Origin of the sequence: Neptuniibacter sp. (genome assembly GCF_024231755.1) — a bacterium.
GTDB lineage: Bacteria > Pseudomonadota > Gammaproteobacteria > Pseudomonadales > Balneatricaceae > Neptuniibacter.
The window spans coordinates 1-16,049 of record NZ_JAAEQH010000199.1 but is presented as its reverse complement, the minus strand read 5'-3'; the positions used below and the strand labels follow the sequence as shown (position 1 = coordinate 16,049).

The 16,049-nt window shown below is 44.4% G+C and carries 15 protein-coding genes and 1 other RNA gene; 4 read left to right on the top strand and 12 right to left on the bottom strand.

Annotated elements, in window-relative coordinates; all coding sequences use genetic code 11:
• Positions 1-172 precede the first annotated feature (172 nt).
• From GY843_RS10340 to GY843_RS10320, 5 genes are all read right to left on the bottom strand, one after another.
• Complete coding sequence (locus tag GY843_RS10340) at positions 173-817, bottom strand: recombinase family protein (RefSeq protein ID WP_297309241.1); 645 nt, start codon at positions 815-817, stop codon at positions 173-175.
• Between the two features lie 988 nt (positions 818-1,805).
• Positions 1,806-3,446, bottom strand: a complete 1,641-nt coding sequence (locus tag GY843_RS10335; RefSeq protein ID WP_297309238.1) for a DEAD/DEAH box helicase family protein — start codon at positions 3,444-3,446, stop codon at positions 1,806-1,808.
• An 829-nt stretch (positions 3,447-4,275) separates the two neighbouring features.
• Positions 4,276-5,580, bottom strand: a complete 1,305-nt coding sequence (locus GY843_RS10330) for a site-specific integrase (RefSeq protein WP_297309236.1) — start codon at positions 5,578-5,580, stop codon at positions 4,276-4,278.
• Positions 5,581-5,661: 81 nt separating this feature from the next.
• Positions 5,662-5,758: signal recognition particle sRNA small type (gene ffs, locus GY843_RS10325), an RNA gene on the bottom strand.
• 109 nt (positions 5,759-5,867) lie between these two features.
• Complete coding sequence (locus tag GY843_RS10320; protein ID WP_297309234.1) at positions 5,868-7,103, bottom strand: DUF3422 domain-containing protein; 1,236 nt, start codon at positions 7,101-7,103, stop codon at positions 5,868-5,870.
• A 185-nt stretch (positions 7,104-7,288) separates the two neighbouring features.
• On the opposite strand from GY843_RS10320, the gene GY843_RS10315 reads away from it, so the two are divergent.
• A complete protein-coding gene (locus tag GY843_RS10315; protein ID WP_297309232.1) occupies positions 7,289-8,512 on the top strand; it encodes an EAL and HDOD domain-containing protein in 1,224 nt (407 codons plus the stop codon).
• Positions 8,513-8,544: 32 nt separating this feature from the next.
• Here the strand turns inward: GY843_RS10315 and GY843_RS10310 are convergent, their stop codons facing one another.
• A complete protein-coding gene (locus GY843_RS10310; RefSeq protein WP_297309230.1) occupies positions 8,545-9,459 on the bottom strand; it encodes a LysR family transcriptional regulator in 915 nt (304 codons plus the stop codon).
• Positions 9,460-9,610: 151 nt separating this feature from the next.
• On the opposite strand from GY843_RS10310, the gene GY843_RS10305 reads away from it, so the two are divergent.
• A complete protein-coding gene (locus GY843_RS10305) occupies positions 9,611-10,174 on the top strand; it encodes a cytochrome b (protein WP_297309228.1) in 564 nt (187 codons plus the stop codon).
• A 2-nt stretch (positions 10,175-10,176) separates the two neighbouring features.
• Complete coding sequence (locus tag GY843_RS10300; RefSeq protein ID WP_297309226.1) at positions 10,177-10,764, top strand: YceI family protein; 588 nt, start codon at positions 10,177-10,179, stop codon at positions 10,762-10,764.
• A 79-nt stretch (positions 10,765-10,843) separates the two neighbouring features.
• Here the strand turns inward: GY843_RS10300 and GY843_RS10295 are convergent, their stop codons facing one another.
• Positions 10,844-12,277 (bottom strand): aspartate kinase, encoded by a 1,434-nt coding sequence (locus tag GY843_RS10295; protein ID WP_297309224.1) that lies wholly within the window; start codon positions 12,275-12,277, stop codon positions 10,844-10,846.
• Positions 12,278-12,407: 130 nt separating this feature from the next.
• Positions 12,408-12,761, bottom strand: a complete 354-nt coding sequence (locus GY843_RS10290) for a VOC family protein (RefSeq protein ID WP_297309222.1) — start codon at positions 12,759-12,761, stop codon at positions 12,408-12,410.
• A 112-nt stretch (positions 12,762-12,873) separates the two neighbouring features.
• On the opposite strand from GY843_RS10290, the gene GY843_RS10285 reads away from it, so the two are divergent.
• A complete protein-coding gene (locus tag GY843_RS10285; protein ID WP_297309220.1) occupies positions 12,874-13,626 on the top strand; it encodes a hypothetical protein in 753 nt (250 codons plus the stop codon).
• Between the two features lie 2 nt (positions 13,627-13,628).
• Here the strand turns inward: GY843_RS10285 and GY843_RS10280 are convergent, their stop codons facing one another.
• The 4 genes from GY843_RS10280 to amrB form a co-directional block, all read right to left on the bottom strand.
• Positions 13,629-14,153, bottom strand: coding sequence for an O-acetyl-ADP-ribose deacetylase (locus GY843_RS10280; RefSeq protein ID WP_297309218.1), 525 nt, complete (start codon positions 14,151-14,153; stop codon positions 13,629-13,631).
• A gap of 9 nt (positions 14,154-14,162) precedes the next feature.
• Positions 14,163-14,486 carry a cupin domain-containing protein gene (locus tag GY843_RS10275; RefSeq protein WP_297309216.1) on the bottom strand — a complete coding sequence of 108 codons (324 nt, stop codon included), beginning with the start codon at positions 14,484-14,486 and terminating at the stop codon, positions 14,163-14,165.
• A gap of 163 nt (positions 14,487-14,649) precedes the next feature.
• Complete coding sequence (gene amrA, locus GY843_RS10270) at positions 14,650-15,195, bottom strand: AmmeMemoRadiSam system protein A (protein WP_297309214.1); 546 nt, start codon at positions 15,193-15,195, stop codon at positions 14,650-14,652.
• Positions 15,182-15,961, bottom strand: coding sequence for an AmmeMemoRadiSam system protein B (amrB, locus tag GY843_RS10265; RefSeq protein WP_297309212.1), 780 nt, complete (start codon positions 15,959-15,961; stop codon positions 15,182-15,184). Before amrB ends, amrA begins: the two co-directional genes overlap by 14 nt.
• Positions 15,962-16,049: the final 88 nt, after the last annotated feature.

Genomic DNA, 16,049 nt, shown 5'->3' with positions numbered 1-16,049 from the left:
GAATCCACGGAGTTGGATACCTAGTACCACAACTCGACTGTAGTTTTGTGCTCAGCCACTGATATAAAACAAGTAATACATACCTTTAATAATAGGTTTTATGAATAAAAATATCTCAGTATGGCCCTCAACTCTATAGGAAGTAGTGTTTGCACCGGCAGTAGCAGCGTAGTTAACGTGACCCCTGAGCTAAAGCTTCTGCATCTTTCATCTGTTTACTCACCTTGGCTACCAATCCACGAGAACAGCCCACAGTTTCCATGATTTCTTTATACGGAGTCTTAATTGCTAGTAGTTTTGCTATTCTTTCCTGTTTCTTTGTGTCATCTCTTCTCCCACGGTACTTACCTGCATCACGAGCCTTTGCTATCCCTTGAGCCTGCCTACGTCTTCTATCTAGATAATCCTTCCTAGCTACAGCAGCGAGTATATCAAGCATCATATTGTTAACTGCTTTCATGATAGAAGCAGTAGTGGGGTCAGAATAATCTTTCTCGAACACTGTATGACTCGTTGGAAGGTCAAGTGAAACAATTAGTAGCTCCTTCTCTTTAATCCGTTGTTTCAGTGTTTCCCAGTCTGAATTGGACAGTCTACAGATTCTATCAACTTGCTCCGCTAACAGAATGTCATTCGGATGAGCTTCCTCAATCAGTCTCATCAACTCTGGCCTATCTAAAGAAGCACCAGACTCATTCTCATAATAGTAGGACGCTATCTTATGTCCCTTAGAAGATGCGAACTCATCTAACTGTTGCTTAGCACGGGTAGCATCTTGTTCTTCTGTAGAAGCTCTCAGATATGCCCTGATAAACATGATCGATCCCTCTGGGTCTATTAACAATAGTCTATATATTAAAGTCCATTATATATGGTCTATCAATTTTTAAGTCAGCATAACATGGTTAACTTGATCAGTCTAATATATGTGTACCCAAAATAGACCCTTCTGGTGAAGGAAGATGCCTCTGTCAGAGAACACTACTAACAGTGGTGGGGATGGTTCTGAATGCGGTATGACACAGGTAAGAACATCTATTTCCTGAGCCGCATTGAGGAGAGCAAGATAATAGTTATTGTTTTTTACACTAATAACTCGTTTGCTTAGTCTTCTTATGTCAGATGTTCTGTAAGCAGGATCAGTCTGAAGTGCTACTGTCATAAGTGGAGCCTTAAAGACTTCTCACATCCAGTATTCCTTCAGGGCATGTGAACAAACACAACATACTAAAATCATAATCCCAGTGGGGATATCAGACATGGATAACACTATGTAACTATTGTTGACTGTCAGTCATGGTTATCTGATGTCTGCAACTATTAAGCTGATATCTATCTGGAGATACCCTTTCATAGGGATAGCCTTACAGATCCACTTACATCAGATGCCCTTGTGAGAAAGGTGTAGAAGATGGTAAATAAATACACCACACTAATCCTGTATCTTTTGTAAGAATGGCAATACAGATCAAGCAATTCAGAAGCTACCAATATGAAACGCTTAAGCGGACATCAATTCTGGTAACTTTTCAGAATACTCACAATGGGATTGGTTTTTAACATGTATGTATTTGTAAAACCTTCCCCCCTGAGAGAAGATCTGATTAGTTAGTTCCATATTGGTCAATCTAAATATGGTCGCTGTAATCAGATACTCAAAAGGAGAGTGTTATTTCTGGTATTTATTATTGTTAACTTTCTCTCTGGGAATTTTACCCTTATATAGTCTTATTAAGGGTTTTGTTCCCCCTAGTCCTCCATTGGTATCAGAGGGAGCCGAAGCTCCCGATCTGTGAAGTTATCCTTTAGGGTGTTCCCTGCGAGGATGCCTTACTGGGACTGCTCAGTTGTGAACCATTGGTAAGACTTCCTGCCTGAGGAGCATTTAAAGATCTCACCCAAGTTTTGTAAGCTTTTACATCATGTTTGTTATTGATGTCAGGACCTCTCCCAAACTTGTTCCTAAAGTCAGGTAGAAACACTGTATAGAATGCCTTTCTAGCTGCCCCAGTTAAGTTGTACGTTTTAGGGAAACCAGCTGGTCTACCTCCTTTGTTAGGAGCAGGCATAGGCAAGGCATAGCTAGTATCTACATTACAACCCTGTAACCAGCCATTAGCCATGTAATTACAAGCTCGCATATCAGGCACCACGATATGTACATCTTTACTGCTGTTGTGGTCCCTGATGTTCGATCTGGTTACGAACTGGAATACAGCTTCGCAGTAATATGACGTTGTATGGGCCTTCACCAGATGATCTTTCTGGAGGCCAAGATCATTTTCCAGCTCATTCAGTAACCACCTATCGTAAGGTTGAGGGTTGAAACTGAACAATGCAGCGAAGTAGGTTTCCGTCATGTACTTGTTCAAGCCGTGTGGCTCATACTGAATGAACTCATTTGGTATACCTAGCCCATTGAGTTTATGACCAAAGGACTGATTCCTACCTTTGTTCTGCGTGTAGCAGGCGTACTGTTGGCTCTTATCTCTATAGATCTGGGCAGAAATCTCCATCAGCTCATCGTTAATGGTCCACGTGTTGCTTCTGTTCTGAGAGCCAATGTAGGAGGTATCCAGCAGAGAGCGACTCACATCAACGTTAAGTAACAGAGGGTAAATCGTCACCCGTCTTGGATTGTTGTAACTACTCCGATGAGGAGCTATCACTGACGTACAGAAAGTCGCCCCATAGTAATGTTCTAATAACTCATACGGGAGAGTTCCCTTAAAGTTGGCACCTAGAATATGAATCTGGTTAAAGCTTCCCATCTGCTTATTGAAGTCCATCAGATCGAGGAAGGAGTAGTAATAATCATTACCTACCTGTTTCATGTGCACTTCACTACTATTCAGCGCTGCTTGCAGCAAATCTATCGCAGATTGGCTGTATAAGTTGGTAGCACCTGTGGCAACAATAGCCTCTACCTGAGCCTTCTGAGAGATATCAAGTTTATACCATGGTGCTTTTGATCCGGGGATTAACCACTGAGAGATAGAGCCGTGATTAGCAGCAATCACCTTGACGGAACCTGCAATATAGAGTTTAGGTAACTCATCGATGATGCAGCTGTATCCTGTAAAGGCTTTAGGATTATTGAAGCTCAACAGGTTGCTGTGAGTAATAATGATAATGCTTGTTTGGCGTTGGAGTGCCATTGACAAGGTCATAGCTACATTCGTGCTGTTGTTGCTATGAATTACGACGATGTCGTTGGATGGAGCTGTCTGACGGCGCTTTAGATCTTCATCTGTCAGGCCATATTTTGCTTTGACACAGTCCTTGTAGATCTGATCGCATAGAGCGATAGAAGGTGCCGCAATAATAAATCGTTGGCCTTTCTCAATCTGACCAAGTACGTGGTTAATCGCAGCCGTAGTTTTCCCCATACCTGCTGCAGCTGAGCAAGTGTTGATAGTCAATGTATTTTGTAAATTCTGACTCATATTTTAAGTCTCCTATTTTAATAATTTTTCCCTTATGGGCTGAATTTTCTTGATATGTATTCATATCCGTTCACCTTTGATAGTTTCTTTTCGTAGTTTCAGTTTTCATGATCCCATTCGCTGAGATCTCGATTTATCTTGCCGTTTATTGTTCGTCTTCACCTCCTGTCTGTTTCAAAGCCCCATACAACGAAAAACGCCAGTAGGATTACCTGCTGACGCTTCAAACTTGCATACGAATCCACAGGGTGGACCTCCAGTTGTGGGAGTGACAGCTGAGCTGTATACAAGTTTTCGTGTTATAGGCTTTTCCTAGTTTAAGTGAGCAGGTCTTGCTGGGACCCTGCTCTGGTAATTCTGTTTACTACAGGCAAAATAAAAGAGGCTAATGCCTCTCTCAATTCAATGTATAAGTTTGCCCACACGTGGTTACCGGGCAGTGGTTTTCTGAATTGAGATTTATGCCATATTTACTTCCGCAATTGATTTAGTGGGGCGATTACATCACATAACTATTGATATTGTCAAATGGTTGTTGTAGGAAATCATGAAATAGACCACCATTACCACATAATTGTACATTAATTAACCAGTTGTTTAAGTCTTGTTTCAGGAAGAGAAGATTCTGTCTATTTAGGTAGAAATATGATGCTAGAGGCCATATTCCGGGGCGTTTTAGTCTATTTCGCAGATTATTTGGTAGTGGATGGGGGAATCTGATTGTAGAAAAATAATTGGTGATGGCAGAGCAAGTTGTTAGACATAACTTCCTCCCCTTGCTCAACCATGAAGCCGATACCCTGAGAGTTCAGACATCTTTGTAGCTAATCTAGACCCTGAAGTCCAATAACTCGACAACAGGTAAAATCTTCTCAGGAGAGTACTCTTTCCCGTACCTACTATAAGTAATTCCACCAGCCTTATGCCCCAACAATCCAGCGATTAGCCCCTCAGTTACTCCAAGCTGTTTTAGATGATCCGCGACTGTATGCCGAAAACTATGGAAATCCTTCTTCTCTCCGCTGTTGTTAAAACCAGCCTTAGCCCTGACATTAGCAAACCAACGTGACGGAGCGTGTGTGTAGCGATGCTGTTTATGGAAACGTAATTCTGAGAACAGACGTACTCGACCTAAGGTACGCTGAGATTGAACAAATTCAAGGAAACCCAATTCTTTCAGCCTTGGATGTAGCGGTATCAAACGTTCGGACGTTTGGTTCTTCAGACGTTGGTCAGGATGTTCAGCTTGGATGTGCAAACAATCAATACCATCAATATTAATCACCTCATCCAGATACAACTGACATAACTCATTCAGCCGAGCACCAGTGAACAAACCAAGTAATGGAAGCCATTTACGGTAAGGTTTGGTGTCCTGATATGGCTCAAACCTTAAACACTGAAACAGATGCGTTAGATCATTTTCAGAAAAACGACTACGGAATTCACTAGCCTTAACACGTTGTTTTACCTTCAGCCCTTCTGCAGGATTCCGACTACAATACCCCTCCCTAATTGCATAAGTGAAGATCGTAGTAAGGTTCTTAACATAGTTGTTAAAGGTAGTTGTACTGATTGTCTCAGTAGCTTCACTAATTACCTTATCAAGAGGCTGCTCAGGCATTTGCCCAATTCGTGGAGGAAGTTGCAATGCGATTGTCTTGAACTTACGAGCATCCTCACGAGTAATCTGATCGATAGGTTTATCGCCAACTACACGAATGAATAGGTTCGCAACCGCCTTTTTACCATTAACCGTACCTATCCCTACTCCCTCCCTACGTTGCTCATGCAGATACTCGTTAAGAACGACTGATAACTTCGGCCCTATTTTAGGGGATACTGGAGACTTTGTAGGAGCTTCAGGAGCACTACGAACTAGCTTGGGTTTCTTCCACGTCAGTTCAGACAGGTCTGCACATTTACCTTCTCTAACCAAATCGAAGATTGAACATACTTGCTCAAGAACCACTGAACATCTCTGGACTGCTTCTCTCCGACATTTGGTCTTCAGTGAACGTCTGATTTGAGATTGGGAGAACGAAGGGGTCAGCTCAATGGGTATACGAATACGGAAATAGAATACACCGTGTCGGGACTGTTCAAGATACGCAGAGGATCGGGAATAAACCATGTGTCTCACTTTGTGCCGCACTTGGCGCCAGCAGAGCAAGAATTAGGAGAAAACCGTTATAAAACAAGGCATTGGAGATGACCCCACCAGCCACATTCCGGCACATGAATCCACCGCTGTGGCTGCTCCCTTCCGGGCCTGACCAGGTTCACGGTTTATCATTGCGGAAGGACCAGCGGGGGCACCATTACGCGGCTTGATAAGCCTAGCCTCAAACGGTCGCTCAAGGCAGGCGCGAAGTATACCAGTGCTGTAACAAGATGCAAATGCATTCTTGTAACTGTCTGTTATTCCTCACCATAATGTTTAAGTAATCGTCTTACATACCACCATAATGCACCGGCAATAAGCGGTACCGACATACTTATCCACATAAGAATCTGATCCTGAAGTGCATCAACCTGAACCGTATTTCGGATAGAGCGCTCTAACAGATCAAAGGCGTAATAAGTCACCACAATAATCGTGAAGCTTTCTAGCTTAGCTTGTAGACGAAGCTGACGGCGGGAGCGATCATTCAACCCCTCCAGCAACAGCTGGTTCTGCTCTTCTATAGATAACTCGACCTGTGAGCGTAACAACTCACTGGTACGGGTGATCCGCCGGGAAAGCCTTTCTATACGCTCATTTGCTGAGAGGCAGGTCTTTCTCGCTGGATCGAGCCTACGCTCTACAAACTGTTCAACTGTCTGCAGACCTTCAATTCGGTCTTCACGCAGCTCCTCTATCCGTCTATCGAGAACAGCAAAGTAAGCTTCTGTAGCTGAGAAACGGTTTGCAGTTTCAGCTGATAGCTCCTCAACACGAGCGGCGAGTTCCATCAGTTCCTGAAGTAACTCAGGAGCATCATTACTGTTAGCAATACGGTGTGTAACCGCAGCCAGCTGCTGATCCATCTCTGTTACTTGCGGCATCGCTTGCTGGGCTACAGGTAATGCCAATAGAGCGGTATGCCGGTAGGTTTCTATCTCACACAAACGCTGCAGTAGACGCCCTGCCTGGAAAGATTTCAGCGAACAGTTCTGTACCCGCATCCGGACAAAGCCATCTTCACCAGATGGATAAAAATCGGTCCATAACCGTGCTGCCTTACCCATCACCATAGAACCGGATACCTGTCGGGTACCGAAGTATTGTTTCAGATCAGGTTCACCCTGTTCCTCAGTGCCAAATAGAATCTCAACACCAGAGAGTAGCGAGCCCGGTAATTGCTTCCAAAGCGGCTGCAGTTTCTCTACTGACATAGTCCCAAACTGATATAGCGTGAGAGTATAAAATTCGTTATGTGGCTCATAGCGCAACGCCATATCATCGTTAGAGCTATAGAAGAAACTAGTTAGTTGTTCCGGGAGGGGAATCTCATTATCAACGAGAATACCGCTTAGTATCTGCTCCAACTCTATCTGTTCTTCAGCAGTACAAGTCGCTGCTATGTGTATAAGTCCAAGATCAGGGTATAAACGCTGAAAAGGCCGGGCATGAACTTCCTGTGAGATCAGGGTTCTTAGAGCATGATTTTGCATGGAGCTATCTCAGACAAAAAGAAAACACTATACCAAAGTCTAACAATCTAATCCCGTTGAAATAAACTCAGAGTTTTATGGAATAAACACTTGTTTGATTCTGAACAGTGTTCCAAAATTGTAACACTACTAATCGTAATCGATTCTTAGGTCACTCATACATCTGCTGTTTTATGGGAAAAAACATGGAAGATAACCTCAATCCTCTTGGGCTGGCCCGGCAACCAATTTTTGATCGTGACCTCAATGTGGTTGCCTATGAACTTCTCTACCACTCTGAAAATGGAGAGAGTATTGCTAAATTCCTCAAGGGGGATCAGGAAGCCTGTAACGCGCTTATCAACAATTTCACCAGCATCTATGATTGCGGAGCACTAAAGTCCTTGCCTGCATTTTTAAATGTATCAGAAATGTTCGTACGCAGTGGCAGCCTGCCTAATCTGAGCCGCCACAATCTGGTGATTGATATACGCCAGCAAGAACTCTCCTCCGAACTGATAAAGAACATAACGAAATACGTTGATGCAGGTTACCGGCTGGTATTAGATGACTTCACCTATGATCCAAATTGCGATGAGTTATTAACCTTGGCGAATATGGCCCGGGTCAATATCCAGAAACATTCGGATGAAGAAATTGAGCAACACCTCAAAACGGTTAGCCGCTTTAAAGTAACTTGTCTTGCCGAGAATGTAGAAACTAAGGAAGAGTACGAAAAATACCGGAAAATGGGCTTCAGGCTTTTCCAAGGACCTTTCCTTTCCCGCCCAACGCTGGTCGAAGGCAAAAAACTCAGCTCTAACCAGAGTATTGTAATCCATCTACTGGCTGCTCTTCAGGACAAAGAGGTTACGCCTATTGTTCTGGCGGATATTACCTCGCGAGATCCGCAACTCACCTTTAAACTCCTGCGTATTGTCAATTCAGCGAAATATAACCTGCCGAATAAGATAGAAAGTCTGACCCAGGCGATCGTTGCGTTGGGGATGAATGAAATTAACAAATGGGCCACGCTGCTAGCACTAGCAAGCAATGATGAAAGCCCTTCGGAGTTAATACGTCAGATTCTGCTCACAGCCCGCATGTGTGAATTTGTTGCCTATCGGACAGAGGAAGTTGATTCTGAACTCGCCTTTATCTGTGGTGTGCTCTCCATGTTGGATGCCCTACTGGAGATTGATCAGGAAACGTTGCTTGACCAACTTAGCGTCTCTGAAGTGATCACATCAGCAATAACCCGCTATGAGGGGAAAGCAGGTAAGTTACTCCACGCAGTTACCCTTTATATGGTTGGTCAAAGCAGTTTCGAACTACCGATAGAAGTGCAAGAGGTCTACTCAAGCTCATACTACGAAGCCTTACGCTGGAGTAACGAGGCGATGCAGATGATGGAAGGCTCCCACCTCTGATTGCGCTCAATAGTGCTTAGTAAACAAGAGGCTCAGGAAAAGAGCTCCGCTAACTCTGCTCTGATCCAGCTGCACATTGGATCATGATGATAACGAGCATGCCAGTAAACGTAAAAGACGATTTCTGGTAGCTCAAACTCTTTGGGTAATGGTCGTATCACCAGACTACTGTTCTTGGACAGATGTTCTGCCATCATCTCCGGCGCAGTAAAGATCAGATCAGAGTCTTGGCAAAATTCCACCACAGACATAAAGCTGGCCAGACGCAGCATAACCTTACGCTTATAGCCCATCGGCTTAAGAACATCGTCCATTTTCCCCGGCCCTTTGCCGGTAATCGAAACCAAGCCATGAGAGGCATCCACATACTGCTCCAACGAGATTTTCCCCTTCGCTAATGGATTGTTCTCATCCATAAGGCAAACATCACGAGTCCGAGCCACCTCAATTCTACGATACTGGTCTTGCACTACCTCCGGCACTAAACCAGTAAGGGAGAAATGCACTTCCCCCTGCTCTAACAACGCAAAATGATCAGAAACCTGCGGTACGATCTCCACTTTCAAATTTGGAGCTTTCTTTCTCAGAAGCTGGACCACCTTTGGAATCAGCAACGTCAATTCCAGATCCAGTCCGGTAAATTTAACCGTACCTTCAGCATGCAGAGGATCAAAACGCTCCGGCTGCATAATCTCCTGCACCTCATGTAAAACCCGCATGAGTTGAGGCTTAATTTCCACTGCTCTGGCACTCAGGTCATAGCCACTTCCCGTCCTAACCAACAATGGATCATCCATGGTTTGCCTAAGCCGCTGTAATGCACGACTGACTGCGGGCTGACTCATCCCCAAACGAACCGATGCCTTTGAAACATGGCATTCCTCAAGCAACGCCTGGAGCACAACTAATAGGTTGAGATCTATCGATCTTAAATTCACTTCAAGCATAGCAGGGATAATTTTTATGCATTAGACGCATCAATAATCAACCATTAGAGTAGGTTGTACAAGGGTTGAAACAGAAAACGTAAAAAAACGTAAAAGATACTGAAGCCCAAATTTGGATATGTTCTATTGTGAATCTATCAGGGCTAACTACATGACTATGCATAAAAAATTATTAAACGATAAACAGGACTACGGCTGGCTACCAATCATCATGCACTGGCTGATTGCTCTCGCAGTACTAGGCCTCTACCCGCTTGGCCTCTATATCGATTCGCTCAGCTATTACGATCCTGAATACCGTACAGTGCCTGCGTGGCATAAAAGTATTGGCTTGCTGGTTATGGCAGTATTTATTGCTCGCATAGCCTGGCGTCTGATTAACAAGCCACCTATGGCTTTACCACAGCCTAAATTACATGAGATCGCAGCCAAAGTTGCCCATGCAGGCTTATACCTGCTACTGCTGATCACACTGATCTCTGGCTATCTAATCTCAACTGCAGATGGCAGCCCAATTGAACTATTCAGCTGGTTTAGCGTTCCTGCTCTGCCTTATGCCATAGAAAACCAAGAAGACATTGCTGGTGAGATTCATTTTATTGTAGCTACGCTACTGATCTCTCTGGCAGCACTACACGCAGGTGCCGCGCTGAAGCACCACTTTATTGATAAAGATATCACCCTGAAACGCATGCTTGCGATACAAGAGGATTAAGAATGAAAGCAAAATTTATTAAAGGACTGGCACTGGCTACAGCAGTAACCGCTTCCATGACTGCAGCGCCAATCCATGCAGCTGATTATGTTATCGATACAAAAGGTGCACATGCATTTATCCAGTTCCGCATCAGTCACCTGGGTACCAGTTGGTTGCTAGGACGTTTCAATAAGTTCGCGGGTGAGTTCAGTTATGACGCGGCTAAACCAGAAGCTTCCAGCGTTAATGTAGAAGTAGATGTGACTTCACTAGACTCCAACCACGCAGAGCGCGATAAGCACCTACGTGACAATGACTTCCTTAATGTAGCCAAGCATCCAACCGCAAGTTTTAAAAGCACCCAGTTCGTTCCGAATGAAAACGGCGGCGGTGTTATGAAAGGAATGCTGACCTTATATGGTTCTACGAAAGAGATCGCTATTGATGTGGAAAAAGTAGGTGAAGGTAAAGACCCTTGGGGTGGCTACCGCGCAGGATTCTCCGGCACAGTTGAACTGCAACCTAAAGAATTTGGTATGAACTACCAGTTAGGCCCTGCTGCTGAAACCGTTTATATGGATCTGCATATCGAAGGTATTCGTAAGTAACAGCTCCAGATATACATAATAAAACGGCCCGCATAATGCGGGCCGTTTTATTATGGCTTATAGATTGTGCAGCCCAGGCTTAAGCAGCTGAATCAATATCCTGATTACCGTTTTCAATCAGAGCTGCATGCAGAGCAATAATCGCTTTTTCATAATCATCATCAGAGACAACACACTGCATCTCAACCTGACGAATAGACTGGTGCAACGCCATCACATTGATATCAGCATCAGCCAGTGCGCCAACGGCACGTGCCAGAATGCCTTTAACTTTCATGTGTGAGCCGATTGCAGAGACAATTGCCAGGTTATGCAGCTGGATCTGGCCTTCTGGGTACATATCTTCCATTAGGCGAGCAGCGCGGTTAACCATCTTGCGTGAACCACCCACGTAATAGGTGATACTGTTCGCATCCGCGTCTTTGTTGATAACGTACAACTTCAGCTGCGCTAGAAGTTTTGATATCTCGATATCGTATTCCGCATCACCCAGCATCTCCTGATCAAAGATCTCAATACCGAATACATCTTTACGGCCGGCAATAATCTCAACACGTGGGGCATCGCTGTGATAATCCTGGCTGATGATGGTGCCTTCATGCTCTGGCTCAAATGCGTTCTTAACACGCAGTTTTACACCATTACGGCGCAGGCCTTTTGCAGCTTTAGGGTGAATCGCTTCCATACCCAGGTTAGACAGCTGATCCGCTACGTCATAGTTGGTCGCACCAATCGTAACAACGTTATCAGTACCCACCAGCATTGGGTCAGCAGAACTCAGGTGATATTCCTTATGGATGATCGCTTCTTCAGCCTGCGTGACTGTCGCAATCATACTGAAGGTCATCTCACTGTAGCCACGGTCAAAACTCTTCATCAGACCTTCTTCACAGTGAGTGTAGCCAGTAGCGATAACCATCTCTTTATCGATCTGAACATCGGCAAACTGCTGTTTAATCATCTCCTCAAACGGAAGAGGCTGATCCATATGCCAACCGGTCAGGTCTGCGAAACGCGCATTGATACCCGCTTTACGCAAAGCCAGTACTGAGTTGTATGCACTGTGTGCTTCACCGATAGAAGCCAGCATCTCACGAACCTTCATCAGGTGCTCTTCCAACTGGAAGTGGCCGTAAGTACAAAGGTGGTGCAAGCTCTTCATGCAATCGCGTACATCATTAAGACGCTCAATAACAAAATTATCAGCGGCATTACGCTCAAACTCAGCGTCGCCAAATAACTCTGCATTGATCTCTTCCATGCGCGCCTGAACTTTGTTCAGCTCTTCAACCCAAGCCTCTTCAGTTTCAGCGTTGGCGAAACGTGCATAAACACCAGGCTCACCTGTTTTCTTATGTTCAAGAAGATAGTTGGTAATACCACCGTAAGCAGATACCACGAAAATTCGGTTATACAGTTCTTCAGGGGTGGTGCGTTTGCCCACCAAAATTGTATCCATCAACTCTTCAAAGCGGCTCATGGAAGTGCCGCCGATCTTCTCAACTGTATGCATCTTCTTTCCGAATCTAACTGGTTACGCCCCGAATCTTCTCGAAGCAAAAAATTGGGGGCAAATTTTACACTAACGTGATGAATTTGTGACCATTTATAGAACAGAAAAAGAATATAAACCCGTGTTTTTGTTACTTATCCGACCAAACAGCTAACTCATTACCGTTGGGATCAAGAAACTGAAAACGTCTTCCTCCAGGAAATGAGAAAATTTCCACGCTTATTTTGGCTCCAGCCGTCTCAACTTTGGCTTGCATATCCTCCAGATCAGCAGCATACAGCACTACAAGAGCACTGCCATTTTCGGTACGACTTTTTAGATCAGATTTAAAAAAGCCACCCATCAGCCCTGACTCAGAGAAGGCAGTATATTCTGGTCCATAGTCGGTAAATTCCCAGGAAAATGCATCGTTATAAAATTGCTTAACCTGCTCCAGATCTGAAGCTGGAAACTCTACATAATTGATATGCCCCGATTCACCCATCGCTCTTCTCCAATTCAGCTGTAATAAAAATTTAACCTTTTCAAGCAAACCTATCTAAAACCAAAAGCTATGCTTTGTATATACATTTAATTCACCGGATCAGAGAGAACCGATGCAATTAAAGATACTCATTAGCATACTTTGTTTACTATATACCGCTGCACTTAAAGCTGCTGAACTAGAAGTTGGCAAAGTCTGCCCTGTGACTTACCAAACAGAATCAATTGGGATTTTGGTATTTTCCAAGGAGTGGTATCACAGCAGTCGAAGCAATGCCCGTTACATCCCAGGGGATAACGCAACCGGTATTGGGCTGGAGATCCATCTGATTAACAACGTGACGGGTCATCTAACCGGTCAGAATATCGCGCAGTGTGACCGCTATCGTCTTTTACAAGTTAGAAAAACCAATAGCCGGCTTCTGCCTGGAGAAAAGCCGGTTCAGATTGATGTACCCGATGAATTTCTAGACCCCTTCTATGATAATGCTCCGCTCGAACACGGTTATGGTGTACACCCTACCCCTCGTGATGACCAAGACAAACCCTGGAGTGGTCAACCGAAACGCGCTTCTACCGTAGCTATTTATGACACACCCTATGTCTCAGATTCTTATGGTGTAGAGGGTAAAGATATTGAGGTAAAGTTTGAAACTTGCGTAGTTTGTGAACGTGATAGAAGCTACGACAATATACTTTCCTGCGGCAGTTGGGGTTATAAACGGGAATATATGGGAGGTATGACCGGTTGGGCTGAACCTGAATTCAACGGAGTACAATGCCATGCGAAACCCAGCGAGACACTTAAAGAAACGGTGAACCTCTCCAACCGAATCGAATACAGTTACTGGATTAATTGGCGATAAATCTAACCAGCCAACTCTTCTATAGCACTGGAATAAAGGTTCGCCATCTCATCACTAAAAGCGCAAAAAATTACTCGCTTTATTCCCGGATGCGTCTCGAGTTTCTGCGCAACAACTTTTAATGCAATAGTTATAGCCTCACCAGCCGGATAACCATATACACCACAACTGATAGCGGGAAAAGCGATACTGCTGATTGAGTGTGTCACAGCCAACTGAATACAAGACTCATAACATTGCGTCAGCTTCTGTGCTTCACCCTCATCACCGCCATACCAAATTGGCCCTACGGTGTGAATAATCCAAGGGGCTTTAAGTCGATAACCTCGGGTTATCTTGGCTCCACCTGTTTCACAACCATTCAGAGTTTTGCATTCCTGTAGTAATTCAGGCCCTGCAGCACGGTGAATAGCACCATCTACTCCGCCACCGCCGAGCAAACTGTTATTAGCAGCATTAACGATAGCATCAACATCCAACTGGGTAATATCACCCTGAAAAACCTCGATTTTCTGTTTTACAGACATCGTTTCGCCTTAATTGTTTTGATTGATATGAACAGCTAGCCAAATAGTTGGTTGAGTATTATCGGTCCACTCAACCCGGTGTTTTTTATGTGCTGGAAGGAAGAGAGAATCTCCGGGGTTAAGGTGAATAACCTCGGAGTCTCCATCAAGAAGTAAACCCGCCGTACCTGAGATAACCAGAACCCATTCATCCCAATCCTGATCGTACCAATCCCCTTCAGGGGTAGCCTGACCATGGGAAATAATCCGTTCTATGGTTACCCCATCTCTGGAGAGCAGCTGGTCGAACTTTTCAGCATCTGATCCCGAGCCTGACAGATCATATAGGTTCATTTTGCTACTACCCCTGCCACTTTGATGTTACACATTAACCATTGATCCTCTACTGAATCACCGGTGTAACACTCTGGCCTAAGGTTGTAATCGATACAACAGGTTTCCATGTTGTTTATAACAATTGCCTGTTAAAGCCCGATTACAATCGATAAAAAGTGAGTCACTTTATTTTTTCCACTTGATAGACCGAACATGTCATCGTATCTGACCAGTGCCCCGCGGGCATTCCTGCTTTCAAACGCAATTGATCTAGAAAGCTCTGAGGTTGTGATAGCTGCTCCCAGACAGAAGGTAAAAACGTTGCTCTACGCAAACCATCTTCGATAATTAAGCCATCAATCCCTGGCCGTAAAGTTGACAACAATTCCTGCTCGCTGGATACAGTCAAAGGCTGCACTTCAGTTAGCACAGATAACTCAATATCCAGCTGTTCAAACTCCTCTTCGGTCACTGGAGGGAAACGTGGGTCACTGAAAGCGGCTGCCTGAGCGTTGTGCCAGATATCATCTAATAGAGAACGAACCGGGTGTAAGCTACCAATACAGCCCCTCAACTGCCCCTGTTTTTTCAGGGTCACAAAACTTGCCCTTTCGTCTTCTAGCCAAGGCTCAGGCTGGGGCTTTCCTGCCTCCCATGGATGCAATGAGGAAAGAATTGCATTCCGGGACAGATCTAACAGCGTTGATCTCTGTTCACTGGTAAACACCGTAGGCTCCATATCCAACCACCCTCATTTTGTCTCCGGCCGTATCACCAGAGTTACATTGGTCAATCAACTCAATACGCTTCCCTTGCTCTTTTAACCAAAACAGAAGCCCGTTAAGCGCATTACACCCACAAGCCTCTTCCGGCTTAATATCAGTCGCCAGATTAATAATCCGCTGACTAGTATTCTGATCGAGCAGTTGAGCTTCAGTGTAGGAATGAAAATGACTCAGATCTGAACTAACCAGAATCAGAGTTTTTCCTCTTGAACAGACATAATCGATGAGAGCAGAAACCTTCTCAGGCCTTTCTCTGCCAACCACGACTGGAACCAACGGAATATGAGCCTTTATCTTCTGCAAAAAAGGGATCTGTACTTCCAGTGAGTGCTCTGTCAGGTGAGCAGTATCGTTAAAAGAAGCCAGACATTTTTCTACTAACTCATTGATTAACTTTGATAAAAGGGGGTAATCCCCAAGAGGAGTGGAAAATGCTTCAGATGTAGGTAAAGCCATTCCAGATAAAGGCATCTTGTGGCTTGGGCCAAGCAGGAGAATTTGCTCATAATCATCCGGCTGTACTTGAATATAAGCCCGAGCAGCTGTCGCTCCGGAGTAGATATAACCTGCATGTGGAACAACCAGTGCCTGTGGATGCAGGTCGGGTTCTGGCTCTAAGGCATCAAATAATTCATCAAGGTGTAACTGTAAGAGTGCTGGATTTCCAGGATAAAACATACCAGCAACAGCGGCTTCACGAATACTCATTATTCACCTCTTTAATCACTACTAAAATAATAGTACGTAGATAAATGAAGCGATAAAAAACAGACAATAAAAAGCCCGGAAAATCCGG

Excerpts from the sequence above, each read along its gene's own strand:
- GY843_RS10320 (WP_297309234.1), bottom strand. The coding sequence starts at position 7,103 with ATGCAAAATCATGCTCTAAGAACCCTGATCTCACAGGAAGTTCATGCC.
- GY843_RS10280 (WP_297309218.1), bottom strand. The coding sequence starts at position 14,153 with ATGTCTGTAAAACAGAAAATCGAGGTTTTTCAGGGTGATATTACCCAG.
- GY843_RS10275 (WP_297309216.1), bottom strand. The coding sequence starts at position 14,486 with ATGAACCTATATGATCTGTCAGGCTCGGGATCAGATGCTGAAAAGTTC.
- GY843_RS10315 (WP_297309232.1), top strand. The coding sequence starts at position 7,289 with ATGGAAGATAACCTCAATCCTCTTGGGCTGGCCCGGCAACCAATTTTT.
- amrB (WP_297309212.1), bottom strand. The coding sequence starts at position 15,961 with ATGAGTATTCGTGAAGCCGCTGTTGCTGGTATGTTTTATCCTGGAAAT.
- GY843_RS10310 (WP_297309230.1), bottom strand. The coding sequence starts at position 9,459 with ATGCTTGAAGTGAATTTAAGATCGATAGATCTCAACCTATTAGTTGTG.
- GY843_RS10300 (WP_297309226.1), top strand. The coding sequence starts at position 10,177 with ATGAAAGCAAAATTTATTAAAGGACTGGCACTGGCTACAGCAGTAACC.
- GY843_RS10305 (WP_297309228.1), top strand. The coding sequence starts at position 9,611 with ATGACTATGCATAAAAAATTATTAAACGATAAACAGGACTACGGCTGG.
- GY843_RS10330 (WP_297309236.1), bottom strand. The coding sequence starts at position 5,580 with ATGGTTTATTCCCGATCCTCTGCGTATCTTGAACAGTCCCGACACGGT.
- GY843_RS10295 (WP_297309224.1), bottom strand. The coding sequence starts at position 12,277 with ATGCATACAGTTGAGAAGATCGGCGGCACTTCCATGAGCCGCTTTGAA.
- GY843_RS10335 (WP_297309238.1), bottom strand. The coding sequence starts at position 3,446 with ATGAGTCAGAATTTACAAAATACATTGACTATCAACACTTGCTCAGCT.
- GY843_RS10290 (WP_297309222.1), bottom strand. The coding sequence starts at position 12,761 with ATGGGTGAATCGGGGCATATCAATTATGTAGAGTTTCCAGCTTCAGAT.
- GY843_RS10340 (WP_297309241.1), bottom strand. The coding sequence starts at position 817 with ATGTTTATCAGGGCATATCTGAGAGCTTCTACAGAAGAACAAGATGCT.
- GY843_RS10285 (WP_297309220.1), top strand. The coding sequence starts at position 12,874 with ATGCAATTAAAGATACTCATTAGCATACTTTGTTTACTATATACCGCT.